The 15,887-nt window shown below is 58.7% G+C and carries 15 protein-coding genes and 1 riboswitch; of the genes, 9 read left to right on the forward strand and 6 right to left on the reverse strand.

The window, feature by feature from the left end; translation table 11 throughout:
* Positions 1–55 precede the first annotated feature (55 nt).
* The gene (gene bioA, locus EDF82_RS13505) at positions 56–1,345 is read right to left on the reverse strand and encodes an adenosylmethionine--8-amino-7-oxononanoate transaminase (RefSeq protein WP_123756239.1); all 1,290 of its coding nucleotides are present in this window, start codon (positions 1,343–1,345) and stop codon (positions 56–58) included.
* 85 nt (positions 1,346–1,430) lie between these two features.
* Between bioA and bioB the strand changes: the two genes are divergently transcribed.
* Genes bioB through bioD form a run of 4 tightly spaced genes read left to right on the forward strand, consistent with a single transcriptional unit; the run spans position 1,431 to position 5,079 of the window.
* Complete coding sequence (gene bioB / locus EDF82_RS13510; RefSeq protein WP_123756035.1) at positions 1,431–2,471, forward strand: biotin synthase BioB; 1,041 nt, start codon at positions 1,431–1,433, stop codon at positions 2,469–2,471.
* Complete coding sequence (gene bioF / locus EDF82_RS13515) at positions 2,468–3,625, forward strand: 8-amino-7-oxononanoate synthase (protein ID WP_123756036.1); 1,158 nt, start codon at positions 2,468–2,470, stop codon at positions 3,623–3,625. The genes bioB and bioF overlap by 4 nt, the downstream gene beginning before the upstream one ends.
* Complete coding sequence (bioC, locus tag EDF82_RS13520; RefSeq protein ID WP_123756037.1) at positions 3,609–4,364, forward strand: malonyl-ACP O-methyltransferase BioC; 756 nt, start codon at positions 3,609–3,611, stop codon at positions 4,362–4,364. Before bioF ends, bioC begins: the two co-directional genes overlap by 17 nt.
* Entirely contained in the window at positions 4,357–5,079 is a 723-nt protein-coding gene (gene bioD / locus EDF82_RS13525) for a dethiobiotin synthase (protein ID WP_123756038.1), read from the forward strand. Before bioC ends, bioD begins: the two co-directional genes overlap by 8 nt.
* Here bioD and EDF82_RS13530 read toward each other — a convergent pair.
* Complete coding sequence (locus tag EDF82_RS13530) at positions 5,021–5,743, reverse strand: ABC transporter ATP-binding protein (protein ID WP_123756039.1); 723 nt, start codon at positions 5,741–5,743, stop codon at positions 5,021–5,023. The genes bioD and EDF82_RS13530 overlap by 59 nt on opposite strands.
* A gap of 736 nt (positions 5,744–6,479) precedes the next feature.
* On the opposite strand from EDF82_RS13530, the gene uvrB reads away from it, so the two are divergent.
* On the forward strand, positions 6,480–8,501 hold the full coding sequence (uvrB, locus tag EDF82_RS13535) for an excinuclease ABC subunit UvrB (RefSeq protein ID WP_123756040.1): 2,022 nt from the start codon (positions 6,480–6,482) through the stop codon (positions 8,499–8,501).
* A 218-nt stretch (positions 8,502–8,719) separates the two neighbouring features.
* Here uvrB and pmrB read toward each other — a convergent pair whose 3' ends face one another.
* The 4 genes from pmrB to yvcK all read right to left on the reverse strand — a co-directional run bounded on the left by pmrB (position 8,720) and on the right by yvcK (position 13,167).
* Positions 8,720–9,829, reverse strand: coding sequence for a two-component system sensor histidine kinase PmrB (gene pmrB, locus EDF82_RS13540; protein WP_123756041.1), 1,110 nt, complete (start codon positions 9,827–9,829; stop codon positions 8,720–8,722).
* Positions 9,830–9,833: 4 nt separating this feature from the next.
* The gene (gene pmrA / locus EDF82_RS13545) at positions 9,834–10,505 is read right to left on the reverse strand and encodes a two-component system response regulator PmrA (protein ID WP_123756042.1); all 672 of its coding nucleotides are present in this window, start codon (positions 10,503–10,505) and stop codon (positions 9,834–9,836) included.
* A complete protein-coding gene (gene eptA, locus EDF82_RS13550) occupies positions 10,502–12,148 on the reverse strand; it encodes a phosphoethanolamine transferase EptA (protein ID WP_123756043.1) in 1,647 nt (548 codons plus the stop codon). Before eptA ends, pmrA begins: the two co-directional genes overlap by 4 nt.
* 113 nt (positions 12,149–12,261) lie before the next feature.
* Entirely contained in the window at positions 12,262–13,167 is a 906-nt protein-coding gene (gene yvcK / locus EDF82_RS13555) for a uridine diphosphate-N-acetylglucosamine-binding protein YvcK (protein WP_123756044.1), read from the reverse strand.
* Positions 13,168–13,377: 210 nt separating this feature from the next.
* A riboswitch (molybdenum cofactor riboswitch) is annotated at positions 13,378–13,516 on the forward strand.
* On the opposite strand from yvcK, the gene moaA reads away from it, so the two are divergent.
* The 4 genes from moaA to moaD all read left to right on the forward strand — a co-directional run bounded on the left by moaA (position 13,504) and on the right by moaD (position 15,886).
* A complete protein-coding gene (moaA, locus tag EDF82_RS13560; protein WP_123756045.1) occupies positions 13,504–14,493 on the forward strand; it encodes a GTP 3',8-cyclase MoaA in 990 nt (329 codons plus the stop codon). (Overlaps the previous riboswitch by 13 nt.)
* A gap of 147 nt (positions 14,494–14,640) precedes the next feature.
* Positions 14,641–15,153 (forward strand): molybdenum cofactor biosynthesis protein B, encoded by a 513-nt coding sequence (gene moaB, locus EDF82_RS13565; RefSeq protein WP_123756046.1) that lies wholly within the window; start codon positions 14,641–14,643, stop codon positions 15,151–15,153.
* A 3-nt stretch (positions 15,154–15,156) separates the two neighbouring features.
* Entirely contained in the window at positions 15,157–15,645 is a 489-nt protein-coding gene (gene moaC, locus EDF82_RS13570; protein WP_123756047.1) for a cyclic pyranopterin monophosphate synthase MoaC, read from the forward strand.
* On the forward strand, positions 15,638–15,886 hold the full coding sequence (gene moaD, locus EDF82_RS13575) for a molybdopterin synthase sulfur carrier subunit (protein ID WP_123756048.1): 249 nt from the start codon (positions 15,638–15,640) through the stop codon (positions 15,884–15,886). The genes moaC and moaD overlap by 8 nt, the downstream gene beginning before the upstream one ends.
* Position 15,887: the final 1 nt, after the last annotated feature.

A 15,887-nucleotide genomic window follows, 5' to 3' on the forward strand; every position in this document is an offset into this window, starting at 1 on the left:
TTAATCTACTGATTAGCAAAGAAGTGTAGCGCGTGTGGCGCAGCATTACCGTCCCTTATTCGCTAAAAAATATTTCTTCCTGAACCGCAGCGTTAACCGCCTGCGTCAGGCGACTCAATTGTTCTGGCGTAATGATGTACGGCGGCATCAGGTAAATCAGGCGACCGAACGGGCGGACCCACACTCCTTGCTCGACGAAGAACCGCTGCAGCGCCGCCATGTTGACCGGGCGGCGGGTCTCCACCACCCCGATGGCGCCCAGCACCCGGACATCGGCCACCAGCGGTGATTCCCGCGCCGGGGCCAGCTCGGCGTTGAGCTGTGTTTCAATGGCCGCCACCTGCTGCTGCCACTCGCCGGTCTGGAGGATGCTCAGGCTTTCAGCCGCCACCGCGCAGGCCAGCGGGTTGCCCATAAACGTCGGGCCGTGCATAAAGCAGCCCGCTTCACCATTGCTGATGGTCTCCGCGACGTCCCGGGTGGTCAGGGTGGCCGACAGCGTCATGGTCCCGCCGGTCAGCGCTTTGCCGAGACACAGAATATCCGCCGCGATTCCCGCATGTTCGCAGGCAAACAGCTTGCCGGTGCGGCCAAATCCGGTGGCGATCTCATCGGCAATCAACAGGATGCCTTCACGGTCGCACATCTGACGAATGCGCTTCAGCCACTGCGGGTGGTACATCCGCATTCCGCCCGCCCCCTGGACGATCGGTTCGAGGATCACCGCCGCAATCTCTTCACGATGGGCCGCCATCAGCCGGGCAAACGCCACCATATCCCGCTCATCCCACTCGCCGTCAAAGCGGCTCTGCGGCGCCGGGGCGAACAGGTTATCCGGCAGATAACCCTGCCACAGGCTGTGCATGGAGTTGTCCGGATCGCAGACCGACATCGCGCCGAAGGTATCGCCGTGGTAGCCGTTGCGGAACGTCAGAAAACGCTGGCGCGGCTGGCCTTTCGCCTGCCAGTACTGAAGGGCCATTTTCATCGCCACTTCCACCGCCACCGAGCCGGAGTCGGCGAGGAACACGCACTCCAGCGATGCCGGGGTCATCGCCACCAGCTGACGGCACAGCGCGACCGCCGAAGGGTGGGTGATACCGCCAAACATCACGTGTGACATTTGGTCAATCTGCGCTTTCATCGCCGCGTTCAGGCGCGGGTGATTGTAGCCGTGGATCGCCGCCCACCACGACGACATGCCGTCAACCAACTGCTCACCGCTGGCGAGGGACAGCTCGCAGCCGTGAGCAGCCACCACCGGATAAACCGGCAAAGGGGAGGTCATGGAGGTGTAGGGGTGCCAAATGTGGCGCCGATCGAAGGCGAGATCGTCCGTTGTCATAAGCGACTTGTAAACCATTCTGAAAACATTTAGGTTTACGAGTATAAACCGAACCGACAATTAACAAAACCCTTTGGAGAGGCCAATGGCTCACCACGCACGCTGGACAATGTCGCAAGTTACTGAGTTATTTAACAAACCATTACTGGACCTGCTGTTTGAAGCGCAGCAAATCCACCGTCAGAACTTCGACCCGCGTCAGGTTCAGGTCAGCACGTTGCTGTCGATTAAAACCGGCGCCTGCCCGGAAGACTGTAAATATTGCCCGCAGAGCGCGCGCTACAAAACCGGGCTGGAATCTGAGCGCCTGATGGAAGTGGAGCAGGTGCTGGAATCGGCGCGTCAGGCGAAAAACGCCGGCTCAACCCGTTTTTGTATGGGGGCCGCCTGGAAAAACCCGCACGAGCGCGATATGCCGTATCTCGAGCAGATGGTCAAAGGGGTCAAGGCGATGGGGCTGGAGTCCTGCATGACCCTCGGCACCCTGACCGATAACCAGGCGCAGCGTCTGGCGGGAGCCGGTCTGGATTACTACAACCACAACCTGGATACCTCGCCGGAATTCTACGGCAACATCATCACCACCCGTACTTACCAGGAGCGTCTGGATACCCTCGACAAAGTGCGCGATGCCGGGATTAAGGTCTGTTCAGGCGGGATCGTCGGCCTGGGCGAAACGGAGAAAGACCGCGCCGGGCTGCTGTTGCAGCTGGCAAACCTGCCGACGGCGCCGGAAAGCGTGCCTATCAACATGCTGGTCAAGGTCAAGGGTACGCCGCTGGCCGATAACGACGACGTCGATGCCTTTGATTTTATCCGCACCATCGCGGTGGCGCGGATCATGATGCCATCCTCCTATGTGCGACTGTCCGCCGGCCGTGAGCAGATGAGCGAGCAGACCCAGGCGATGTGCTTTATGGCCGGCGCCAACTCGATTTTCTACGGCTGCAAGCTGCTGACCACGCCGAACCCGGAAGAGGACAAAGACCTGCAGCTGTTCCGTAAGCTCGGGCTTAACCCGCAGCAAACGGCGGTGCTGGAAGGCGATAACGAACAGCAGCAGCGCCTTGAGCAGGTATTACGTACCCCGGACACTGAGGAATATTACAACGCGGCGGCGCTATGAGCTGGCAGCAACGCATTGATCAGGCGCTGAGCGAGCGACGGGAGGCGGATGCCTTTCGCCGCCGTCAGCCGGTGGAGCAGGGGGCCGGACGCTGGCTGACCCGCGACGGCCAGCGTTGGCTCAATTTCTCCAGCAATGATTATCTCGGGCTGAGCCAACACCCGGAAATTATCGCCGCCTGGCAGCAGGGGGCAACGCGCTACGGTGTCGGCAGCGGCGGCTCCGGCCACGTCAGCGGCTACAGCGAGGCGCATCGCCAGCTGGAAACATCGCTGGCGGAGTGGCAGGGCTATCCGCGCGCGCTGCTGTTTATCTCCGGGTTTGCCGCCAATCAGGCGCTGATTGCCGCGCTGCTCGGCAAGGACGACCGCACGGTGGCGGACCGGCTGAGCCATGCTTCCCTGCTGGAGGCCGCGAGCCTCAGTCCGGCGGCGCTGCGGCGTTTTGCGCACAACGACGTGCAGCAGCTGAGCGAACTGCTGGGCAAGCCGCTGGCGGGACAACAGCTGGTGGTGACGGAAGGGGTATTCAGTATGGATGGCGACAGCGCTCCGCTCGCCGCCATTGCCGAGGCTACCCGGGTCGCTGACGGCTGGCTGCTGGTGGATGATGCCCACGGCATAGGCGTGGTGGGCGAGGAGGGGCGCGGCAGCTGCCATGTGCAGAACGTTCGCCCTGAACTGCTGGTGGTGACCTTCGGTAAAGCCTTTGGCGTCAGCGGTGCGGCGGTGCTGTGCGACGACGCGTTGGCAGACTATCTGCTGCAGTTTGCTCGTCACCTGATCTACAGCACCGCGATGCCGCCGGCTCAGGCGGTGGCGCTGAGCGCCGCGCTGGCGGTGATCCGCAGCGATGACGGTCAGCAGCGGCGGGAAAAACTGGCGCGTCATGTGGCGCAGTTCCGCGATGGCATGGCCACATTCCCGGGGACGCTGAGCGCATCACGTAGCGCGATTCAACCGCTGATCGTCGGCGATAACGGCCGGGCATTACGGCTGGCGGCGCGTCTGCGCGAGCAGGGTTGTTGGGTAACGGCCATTCGTCCGCCGACGGTACCGGCGGGGAGCGCGCGTCTGCGCCTGACGCTGACCGCCGCGCACGACGCCACTGACATCAGCCGTCTGCTGGAGGTGCTGCATGGCGAGAGTCAATAAACACGCGGTTGCCGCGGCCTTTGGCCGGGCGGCCAGCCACTATTCGCAACACGACGCGCTCCAGCGGATCAGCGCCGCGCGCCTGCTGCACCAGCTTAACGAGCGGGCCTTTGCCACGGTGCTGGATGCCGGCTGCGGCCCTGGCAGCATGAGCCGCTACTGGCGTGAGGCCGGAAGCGAGGTCACCGCGCTGGATCTTTCGGCTGAGATGCTGGCCCAGGCGCGGCGTGACCAGTGCGCCGATCGTTACGTGGAGGGCGATATCGAATCGCTGCCGCTGCCCGATGCCTGCGTCGATCTGGCGTGGAGCAACCTGGCGGTGCAGTGGTGCGACAGCCTGGCCGACGCCATTGACGAGCTGTGCCGGGTGGTGCGCCCCGGCGGCAAGGTGGCGTTTACCACGCTGCTGTCCGGTTCGCTGCCGGAACTGAATCAGGCCTGGCGCGCCATCGATAGCCACCCGCATGCCAATCGCTTTCTCAGCGAACAGGCGGTGCGCGAGGTGCTGGCCGGGCGGCGGGCCGTCGGGCAGGTCCACGAGATCGGCCTGCCGTTTGCCGATGCTCTGAGCGCGATGCGCTCGCTGAAAGGGATCGGCGCCACGCATCTGCATCAGGGGCGCCATGCGCCACCGCTGAGCCGGGGAAAACTGCGTCAGCTGCAGCTGGCCTGGCCACAACAGCAGGGCCAGTGCCCGCTGACGTACCATCTTTTTACAGGAGTCATTGAACGTGACTAAACGTTTTTTCGTCACCGGAACCGACACTGAAGTCGGGAAAACCATCTCCAGCTGCGCCTTGTTGCAGGCGGCGAATCTGTCGGGTCTGAAAAGCGCGGGCTATAAGCCGGTGGCGTCCGGAAGCGAGCTGACGGCGCAGGGGCTGCGCAACGAAGATGCCCTGGCGTTGCAGCGCAACAGCGCCGTGGCGCTGAGCTACGCTCAGGTGAACCCGCTGACCTTCGAGGAGCCGACGTCACCGCATATCGTGAGCGCAGATGAGGGGCGGCCGATTACGGCCGGGGCGCTGTCTGCCGGATTGCGCGAGCTGGAAAATCTGGCCGAGTGGGTGCTGGTGGAAGGCGCTGGCGGCTGGTTCACGCCGCTATCCCCGACGCTGAGCTTTGCCGACTGGGTGCGCGATGAGCAACTGCCGGTCATTCTGGTGGTCGGCATCAAACTGGGGTGCATCAACCATGCGCTGCTCACCGCCCAGGCGGTACGCCAGGCGGGGCTGCCGCTGGTCGGCTGGATCGCCAACGATATCCAGCCGCCGGGCAGGCGCCATGTCGAGTATCTGGCGACCCTGAAACGCCTGCTGCCGACGCCGTTTTTGGGGGAGATCCCGTGGCTTTCGGACGCCGCGCAGCGCGACGACCTCGGGCAGTATATTGACCTTAACGCGCTGGATCAGGCGTCATCCATTGCGCCAGCAGTGGTTCATCCAGCTGAATAACGCTGCCTTGCGCCACGTTACGCCCGCGGTGTAGCAGGCAAAAGCGATCCGCCACCCGGCGAATAAACGGCAGGTGCTGCTCTGCGAGCAGCACCGTTAAGCCGATATCGCGGTTCAGACGCACCAGTAAATCCCCCAGTTTATGCATGAAGTGCTGGCCGCTGCCGCGTGATGGTTCATCAAGGATCAGCAGGCGCGGCTGGACGATCAGCGCTCTGGCCAGCGCCAGCTGATACTGGTCATCTTCGGTCAGCATCGCGCCTTTATGCTGGCGCTGGCCGTACAGGTCGGGGAATAAATCGTAAATCTCACCTTTCACCACCGCACCAGGATTGCCGCCGGCAGCCAGCGCAATATGCAGATTATCTTCCACGCTGAGCTGCGAAAAAATTCGCTTGTCCTGCGGCACATAGCCGATGCCGATAATCGCCCGGGATTGCGCGGAGAGCGGCGTGATATCGCAGGGCGGCGAACCGATCTCCTGCCAGGTCATACTGCCGCTGGCCACCGGGAGATGGCCGGTAATACAGTTAATGAGCGTGGTTTTCCCCATTCCCTGAAGTCCCATCACACAGGTGCACTCGCCGGACCGTAGTTCAAGGTCGACATTCCATAGTGTGTGCTGGCTTCCGTAGTACTGATTGACTGCGCGTAGACTCAACATAGACGTTTTCTCCTTTTCGGGGATAGTGAGCGACATGAAGATTCTGCAAATCTCTTGCCAGGAAAAAGATGTTCCGGTTTTTTCTGTCAGAACAGGTATCACAGGCCATGACGGCGGTGGGGCAACGAGACGGTTGCACTTTCCCGGTGCTAAAGCGCATGAAAAATGGTGCAGAAAGCAACAAAAAGGCAGGCCTCTTTAGCTGATAAATATCAAAAATAATTCGATAATTTTTTTTAGGCGCTGGTTTTTGACGGTCGGTCGATTTCGGCGGGGTGGCAGTGGTCAAGGCCTGCAGACACTTATCCACTATTCCTGTGGATAACCTTGTGTATTAGAGTTAGAAAACTTGCGGTAAGCTAGAGATTACGCGGCCTGCGGCTGAATTGGCGCGAAACCCATCTTTTGTTTAATATCATTAAAAATCAATTGGTTGAATAAAAGCAATGGCTGTAAGGAAAGTGTCACCTGCTGCCATAAAAGATTCATTACCTTGCTTGACAAATGTTAAATGATAAATTTTTCTGGGGATAACCCTACTGTCTGGCGGATTATTCTGCAAGATGGTCAGCTTTCACCCCAAAATGAGTCACCTTCCCGCCACGGTGAGCATAAACAATAATGTGATACTGTTTTTATGTACAGTATTATTTATTGGCAAAAGCTGGCGTGAAGGGTAGAATTAAACACCTGCCGCATACCACCAGGCGTCCCATCCTTCTTCAGGGCCAGATATATGAGTAAAACGTTCACGCTGCATTCCCCATTCCGTCCCTCTGGTGACCAGCCGGAAGCCATCCGGCGTCTGGAAGAGGGGCTGGAAGATGGCCTGGCGCATCAAACCCTGCTGGGGGTGACCGGGTCGGGTAAGACCTTCACCATCGCTAACGTTATTGCCGATCTCCAGCGCCCGACCATGGTGCTGGCGCCGAACAAAACCCTGGCAGCGCAGCTGTACGGTGAAATGAAAGAGTTCTTCCCGGAAAACGCGGTGGAGTATTTCGTCTCCTACTACGACTATTATCAGCCTGAAGCCTACGTGCCGAGCTCCGACACCTTCATTGAGAAAGACGCATCGGTGAACGAACACATCGAGCAGATGCGTCTCTCGGCGACCAAGGCGCTGCTTGAGCGGCGCGATGTCGTGGTGGTGGCGTCGGTGTCGGCCATTTACGGTCTGGGCGATCCTGATCTCTACCTGAAGATGATGCTGCACCTGACCACCGGGATGCTCATCGACCAGCGGGCGATTTTGCGTCGCCTGGCAGAGCTGCAGTACACCCGCAACGATCAGGCCTTCCAGCGCGGTACCTTCCGGGTGCGTGGCGAGGTGATTGACGTCTTCCCGGCGGAATCAGACGACGTTGCGTTGCGGATCGAACTGTTTGACGAAGAGGTCGAGCGACTGTCGCTGTTCGACCCGCTGACCGGCCAGGTTGAATCCACCATCCCGCGCTTTACCATCTACCCGAAAACGCACTACGTTACGCCGCGTGAGCGCATTGTGCAGGCGATGGAAGAGATCAAAGTCGAGCTGGCGGAAAGGCGCAAAGTGCTGCTGGACAACAATAAGCTGCTGGAAGAGCAGCGGCTGTCGCAGCGCACGCAGTTTGACCTCGAGATGATGAACGAGCTAGGGTACTGCTCCGGCATCGAAAACTACTCGCGCTATCTCTCCGGGCGTGGTCCGGGCGAGCCACCGCCAACGCTGTTCGATTACCTGCCGGCGGACGGTTTGCTGGTTATCGATGAATCCCACGTCACCATCCCGCAAATTGGCGGCATGTATCGTGGGGACCGGGCGCGTAAAGAGACCCTCGTGGAGTACGGCTTCCGACTGCCTTCCGCGCTGGATAACCGCCCGATGAAATTTGAAGAGTTTGAGGCGCTGGCGCCGCAGACTATCTATGTGTCGGCAACGCCTGGGCCGTACGAGCTGGAAAAATCCGGCGATGAAGTGGTCGATCAGGTGGTACGTCCGACCGGGTTGCTGGATCCCATTATTGAAGTGCGTCCGGTGGCCACCCAGGTCGATGACCTGCTGTCAGAAATTCGTACCCGCGTGGTCATCAATGAACGTGTGCTGGTGACCACCCTGACCAAACGCATGGCGGAAGACCTGACGGAGTATCTCGAAGAGCACGGCGAGCGCGTGCGCTACCTGCACTCGGATATCGACACCGTGGAGCGCATGGAAATCATCCGCGACCTGCGGCTGGGCGAGTTTGATGTGCTGGTGGGGATTAACCTGCTGCGTGAAGGGCTGGATATGCCGGAAGTCTCACTGGTGGCGATCCTCGATGCCGACAAAGAAGGTTTCCTGCGTTCCGAGCGCTCGCTGATTCAGACCATTGGCCGTGCGGCGCGTAATATCAACGGTAAAGCGATTCTGTATGGCGACAAGATCACCGCCTCGATGGCGAAAGCTATCAGCGAGACGGAGCGTCGTCGTGAGAAGCAGCAGCGCTATAACGAAGAGCACGGTATTACCCCGCAGGGGCTGAATAAAAAAGTGGTCGATATTCTGGCGCTGGGCAGCAACATCGCCAAAACCAAAGCCAAAGGGCGCGGCAAATCACGTTCGCCGGTGGAGGCAGATACCCCGGAAGTGGTGCTGACGCCGAAAGCGCTCCAGCAGAAAATTCACGAGCTGGAAGGGCTGATGATGCAGCACGCGCAGAACCTCGAGTTCGAAGAGGCGGCGCAGATTCGCGACCAGCTGCATCAGCTGCGCGAGCTGTTTATTGCCGCTTCGTAACCTGGATTGCGGAAATTACCGTGCCGGAGCGGCAGTACAGCGTGACGGCGCGCTGATTTTTTATCTTTCGTCCGCATTTAATCGTTGGCTTAATGTCAGCTTAATCTTGCCAGGCGACACTATCCCCATTCTGATGAGGATAGTGTCATGCAAAAATTAAACATCCGTGAGTATCTGGCCGTGACCTGCGCGTTTATCGTGGTGGTCGCCTTTTTCCATCAGTGGGTTTTGACCTTCTGACGCGACAGCGCGGGAAACTGGATCCAGCCCCGTACGCCAGGGCCCGGCTGGCGGTTATGTAAAAAGAACTGGGCATCGTGCAGCTGGACGATGCGCGTCACAATACTTAACCCCAGGCCAATCCCGCCATAGCGGCTGTCCATGCGGACAAACGCTTTGCTCAGCTCACCGCTTTTCGCTTCATCAATCCCCGGCCCCCGATCTTCCACCGCAATAACCGGCGTGGCGCCTGCCTGAATTGAGATTTTGACCACCGATTGTATCGGGCTGTAGCGATGGGCGTTTTCCACCAGGTTACGCAGTGCCACCCGCAGCAACGTCGCGTCACCGGAGACAATCACATCCTCACAACCACTTTCAGACAGGCAGACAACCTCCAGCGTTTGCTGGCGTTGTGCGAGCATGGTTTCCAGCTCGTCGCGCACCGGTTCGATCACATCTTCGCGCAGCGCGACACGCTGATAGCTACCGGCGGAAAACGACTGGCCGACACGGGCCAGCTGTAGCAGCTGCGAAATGCTGTTGGTCATCAGATCCAGACGCTGGATCAGCGGCGTCACCTCGACGTTGTGCGCCCTGGACATCAGCTCAAGGTGCAGGCGCAGACCGGCTAACGGCGTGCGTAGCTCATGGGCGACATCGGCGGTGAACAGCCGCTCGCGGTCGAGCGTCAGGTTCAGTCGGGACACCAGCTGATTGATGGCCGTCGTCACCGCCGTTACTTCCGGGACCGATTCCGTCAGGGTGATGGGCTGCAGGTTGTCCGGGGTGCGGCTTTCGAGCTCACTTTGCAGCGTCGACAGCGGACGGGTAATTTTTCTCACCGCCAGCATGCTGATGTACAGCGCCAGGCCGACGATCAGCAGGCTGGGGATCAGTAAGCTGGCAACCGCCTCCCGCACTTCGTGCTCGACGTGCTTCTGATTGTTATGTCCTTCGATGGCGCTCGCCACCAGCAGCTGGATCTGCTCTTTGCTTTCATGCCACAGCCAGAAGACGCTGATCAGCTGGCACACGACCAGAATGGCGCCAATGGTCAGCAGCAGGCGATGACGCATCGTCCAGTTTTCACTTGCGAACAGTGCCATGGCGTTATTCCGTCTCTGATTGATTCACCAGCATATAGCCAAATCCCCGGACCGTGCGAATACGGGCCTTGCCGACTTTATCGCGCAGGTTATGGATATGCACTTCCAGCGTGTTGGTGGCCGGCTCGTTGTCCCAGCTGTAGATATCGTTGTAGAGAATTTCGCGGTGCACCGGGCTACCCGCTTTCATCATCAGGCGTGAGAGCAGGGCGTACTCTTTCGGCGTCAGGTCCAGCGCATTGTCGCCCAGCCAGACCTGGCGACGGGTGATATTCAGCCGCAGATCGCCGACGGACATCTCATTGTCGCCCTGGTTATTATGGCGGCGGAGCAGGGCGCGGATGCGGGCATTCAGCTCTTCCAGGGCGAAGGGTTTCACCAGATAATCATCCGCCCCGGTATCAAGACCGCTAATCCGATCGTCGACGGTGTCGCGGGCGGTGAGGATCAGCACCGGCTGAGTGAATTTTTCCCGGCGCATGCGCGCCAGGAAGTGCAGGCCGTCTTCATCCGGCAGGCCCAGGTCCAGCACGATCAAGCTGTAGTGGTTGCTGGCGAGAGACAGCGCGGCCTCATGGGCGGTGGCGACGCCATCACAGACGTACCCCTCGCTTTGCATCGCCAGAATCAATCCCTGTAACAGGAGTGCGTCGTCTTCAATGACTAAGATTTTCATCTACCGGCCTCGCTTCTGCATGGCGTTACAATATCGTCAGCTGCCCGGTACTCGTGGGTATTGACCCCCAGTAAACCGAGCAGGGTGGAGAACAGATTATCCTGAGAATAAGGCTCCGTTTTGGCTTTCTGCTGCAGACACTGGCTGGAGACGCCATAGCGCTGCTGGTAATCCGCTGACAGCCAGATCAGCATCGGCACATGTTTTTGCGTCTCCGGGGCGATGGACCACGGCAGTCCGTGTAAATAGACCCCATCTTCGCCGAGCGACTCACCGTGGTCGGAGAGATACACCAGGCTGGTGGTGAATTTATCCTGCTTTGACTGCAATAATTTGATGGCTTTATCCACCACATAATCGACATATAAGATCGTGTTGTCGTAAGTATTGGTCAACTGCTGCTGAGTACAACTCTGGATTTCGTTGGTTTCGCAGGTTGGGGTAAATTTCTTGAATTCAGCAGGATAGCGATTGTAGTACGTCGGGCCATGGCTGCCGATAGTGTGCAGCACGATAATGCCATCCTGTTGCAAATTATCGATGTAGCTTTCCAGATTATGGAACAGCACCTCATCGTAACATTCACCATCGATGCACTGCCCGGTCAGGTTCAGGTCGGTGACATTCTGATGCGGTACGCGGTCGCAGGCACCCTTACAGCCGCCGTCATTGTCGTTCCACAGCACCTGAACGCCGGCGCGTTGCAGGATATCCAGTACGCCTTCCTGATGGTGCGCCAGTTCTTCATCATAATGGGCGCGTGGCATATTGGAGAACATGCAGGGCACCGACACCGCGGTGGCGGTTCCGCATGAGGTGGTATTGGCGAAGTAGGCCACATCGTCTTGTTTCAGGCGCGGGTTGGTTTCGCGATCGTAGCCGCCGAGGGAGAAGTTCTGCGCCCGGGAGGTTTCGCCGAGCACCAGAATGGTTAAATTCTTGCGCGGTCCGTGACGCATTTCCGCTTTCTGGGTCGCATCTTCGCCAATTTTCACCAGCGGCAAATTGTCCATTTTGTTGTGGAAATACCACGAGTTAATCGCCACGATGCTGTTCGACGGGCTCAGTGATTTCACTAACTCTTTGTTGTTGCGAAAGACCGAGGCGTAATCTTTATAAAACAGCGCCGCGACCACCAGAATCAGCAGCGCAGAGACGGCGATGTTCAGCAGGCGCATCAGGATCCCACGCCACGCGGTCTTCGGCTTCGCCACTTTTACCCACCAGGCCAGCGCAACCATCAGAACGCCGGACAGCCCCAGCGTCAGAACCATCCTGCCGGACATCAGGGCAAAGCTTTCCGCCGGGGTGGTATCCAGAATGTTGGTGATCATGGCGCGATCGATAATCACCCCGAAGGTCCAGATAAAATACTGAGCCGAGGCGCTGAGCAGAATGAACAGGCTGATAACCAGCCGGTCGAGCTTAAGGAAAGAGGCCAGCGTGGTAAGGATATTCATCACGCTGAACGCGACCACCGGCATGCTGAGGAACACCAGCCAGTTATGCAGGCTGTTGACCGGCAGCAGCGTGAAGACCTGGCGATAGAACGCGAGGTTCAGCAGCAGCCCGATATACAGCGCAAAGAGAATCAGATAAAGCGTACGGCTCATGACCGGCCGACGTAACGGGAGTAGCGACATGGCAACAATCCTGGGACTAAGATAGTGGCCATGGTGACAGCGTTAATTTAAGACAACCTTAAGATTTTAAGATAACGGCGGCGGTTCTGCCGTCGCCGTTACGTCGTCATGCCTTAGCCGATGGCCTGAATGGCTTCCTCCAGCGCGCTACGCAGGCGCGCCCGGTCATGGCGATAGGGAACATCAACTGCGTCCAACCGCGTCTGCACGATGGTGCGGTTTTCAAGACCGCTGATATCGGTATTCTGCCCGACGATCAGCGCATCGATCACCTGCTTGCCGATATAGTGCTCCATAATCCCGACGCGATCCGCCAGGGTCAAACTGGCGGCCGGGCTGTGCTCTTTGCCTAGGTTGTCGATAAACACCATCGCCGCGGGGGTGCGGCGCAGGGCCTGGGCCATCTCATCCAGCAGAAGAATAGGCAGCAGGCTGGTGTAGAAACTGCCCGGCCCAATCAGGATTAAATCAGCTTGCGCAATGGCCTGCACCGCTTCACGGGTGGTGGGCACCGGCGGGGAGAGCATCAGCTCTCGCGGGACGCAGGGCAGCTGGTCAATATTGACCTCGCCGTAAACTTCATGGCCTTCATGGTCAATGGCCATCAAATCCACCGGTTGTTCCGACATCGGGATCAAAAAGGCGTCTACTTTCAGCAGATTTCTGATCAAATTGGTGGCCTCTAAAGGCCGCACGCTCAGGTGGTCGAGCGCCTTTAACATCAGGTTTCCGAGGTTATGACCAGAAAGTTCACCATTACCGGCAAAACGATACTCAAACATCGCCGACGCGATGCTGGGTTCGGCGATCAACTGGTTAATGCAGTTGCGCATATCCCCCCAGGCAATACCGCCCTCGGAGCGACGAATACGACCCGTCGAACCGCCGTTATCGGTGGTCGTGACAATACCGGTCAGGCGTGAACCGAGCGAGGAGAGCGACGACATCACCCGGCCCAGACCGTGCCCGCCGCCCAGTGCCACCACGCGATCGAGATCGGCGAACGTACGAGTACGCATAGAGATTCCTTAATAGCGATTAAACGGGCTCACAGTAACCGATCTACCCCTAAAAGACGATGGGCGGATCCTGACAAACTGACCGATATCAATGCAAAAGCCTGGTTTTTGGCTATTCTGTAACGAAAATGCACGATCGTATCGATATATACATAATTATATAACGAAATGGAAAATGGCGAAACCGTCGTATCCGCGCTACTATCGGCATTAACCTGTTAACACTCTAGCCCCTGTACCTGTGTCGCAAGATATGGTGCTTTGGCCGTGACGGCTCCGCCTGTCACCAGGGCGTGGAAAGAAATGACCGCGTCTCCCGTATTTGGAAAGGTGTATATGGCTTCCCAGCTTACCGACGCGTTTGCGCGTAAGTTTTATTACTTGCGCCTGTCAATTACCGACGTGTGTAACTTTCGTTGCACCTACTGCCTGCCGGATGGCTACAAGCCCGGCGCGGTCACCAATAAAGGCTTTCTCAGCGTAGACGAAGTGCGTCGCGTGACGCGTGCCTTTTCGGCTCTCGGCACCGAGAAAGTGCGCCTGACCGGCGGCGAACCGTCGTTACGTCGTGATTTCGCCGACATTATTGCCGCCGTACGTGAAAACAGCGCCATTCGCCAGATTGCGGTCACCACCAACGGCTACCGCCTGGCCCGTGACGTGCAGCAGTGGCGTGATGCCGGGCTGACGGCGATTAACGTCAGCGTCGATAGCCTCGATGCGCGTCAGTTCCATGCCATTACCGGGCAGGATAAATTTCAGCAGGTGATGGACGGTATCGACGCCGCCTTCGCCGCCGGTTTCGAAAAAGTGAAGGTCAATACCGTGCTGATGCGCGATGTGAACCATCATCAGCTCGACACCTTCCTGGCGTGGATCCAACCGCGCCGCATCCAGCTGCGCTTTATTGAACTGATGGAAACCGGCGAGGGCAGCGACCTGTTTCGCCGTCACCATATCTCCGGCATGGTCCTGCGCGATGAGCTGCTGCGCCGCGGCTGGATCCACCAGATTAGCCAGCGCAGCGATGGCCCGGCGCAGGTCTTCTGCCACCCGGACTACGCCGGTGAAATTGGCCTCATCATGCCGTACGAGAAAGATTTCTGCGCCACCTGCAACCGGCTTCGCGTCTCTTCGGTGGGTAAACTGCATCTGTGTCTGTTTGGCGACGGTGGCGTGGATTTACGCGATCTGCTTGCCGAAGACCAGCAGCAGGCGGCGCTGGAAACACGCATTTCTGAAGCCTTAACCCATAAAAAACAAACCCATTTCCTGCATCAGGGCAACACCGGTATTACGCAAAACCTGTCGTATATTGGCGGATAATTGATTCTATACCCTAAATAATTCGAGTTGCAGGAAGGCGGCGACGCAGGGAATCCCCAGGAGCTTACTCAGGTAAGTGACTGGGGTGAACGAGGAAAGCCAACGCTCATGCAACTTGAAGTATGACGGGAATAAAGGAGCAAACAGATGAGTCAGACCAGCGCTGAGTTTACCCCGACCCGCATTGCTATTCTCACCGTATCCAGCCGCCGTGGCGAAGAGGACGACACCTCTGGCCACTGGCTGCGTGACGCGGCGCAGGAGGCGGGCCACCACATCGCCGATAAGGCCATCGTGAAAGAGAACCGCTACGCCATTCGCGCCCAGGTGTCGGCGTGGATCGCCAGCGATGACGTCCAGGTGGTGCTGATTAACGGCGGGACCGGTTTTACCGATGGCGATCAGGCGCCGGAAGCGCTCCGGCCGCTGTTCGATCGCGAAGTGGAAGGGTTTGGCGAAGTATTCCGCATGCTCTCCTTTGAGGAGATTGGCACCTCGACCCTGCAATCCCGGGCCATTGCCGGGGTGGCGAACCGGACCCTGATTTTTGCTATGCCGGGTTCAACCAAAGCCTGTCGTACCGCGTGGGACAACATCATTGCCCCGCAGCTGGATGCGCGCACGCGCCCGTGCAACTTTATCTCTCATCTTAAGAAATAAGCTATGTCACAACTGACGCATATTAACGCCGCTGGCGAAGCGCACATGGTGGACGTCTCCGCCAAAGCGGAAACCGTACGTGAAGCCCGGGCTGAAGCCTGGGTCGAAATGCAGCCGGCGACGCTGGCGATGATTATCGACGGCAGCCACCACAAAGGCGATGTTTTCGCCACCGCCCGTATTGCCGGTATTCAGGCCGCCAAACGGACCTGGGAGCTGATCCCGCTGTGCCATCCGCTGATGCTGAGCAAGGTTGAAGTCAACCTGCAGGCGCTGCCGGAACAGAACCGGGTGCGCATCGAGACGCTGTGCCGCCTGACCGGGAAAACCGGGGTTGAGATGGAGGCGCTGACCGCGGCCTCCGTTGCGGCGCTGACGATTTACGATATGTGCAAAGCGGTGCAAAAAGATATGGTCATTGGCCCGGTGCGCCTGCTGGCGAAAAGCGGCGGCAAATCCGGTGATTTCAAGGCGGACGAGACCCATGATTAAGGTTCTGTTTTTTGCTCAGGTGCGCGAACTGGTCGGTACCGATGCGCTGACGCTTGAGGCGGACGCGCCACTGACGGTGGAGGCTATTCGCCAACAGCTCGCCAGCCAGGGCGATCGCTGGGCGCTGGCGCTGGAAGCGGGCAAGCTGCTGGCGGCGGTCAATCAGACGTTGACCAACTTTGACCATCCGGTGGCTCCCGGTGACGAAGTCGCATTCTTCCCACCGGTCACAGGGGGTTAAG

The organism is Klebsiella sp. BIGb0399, from assembly GCF_003752615.1.
Classification (GTDB): Bacteria; Pseudomonadota; Gammaproteobacteria; order Enterobacterales; family Enterobacteriaceae; genus Klebsiella; species Klebsiella lignicola.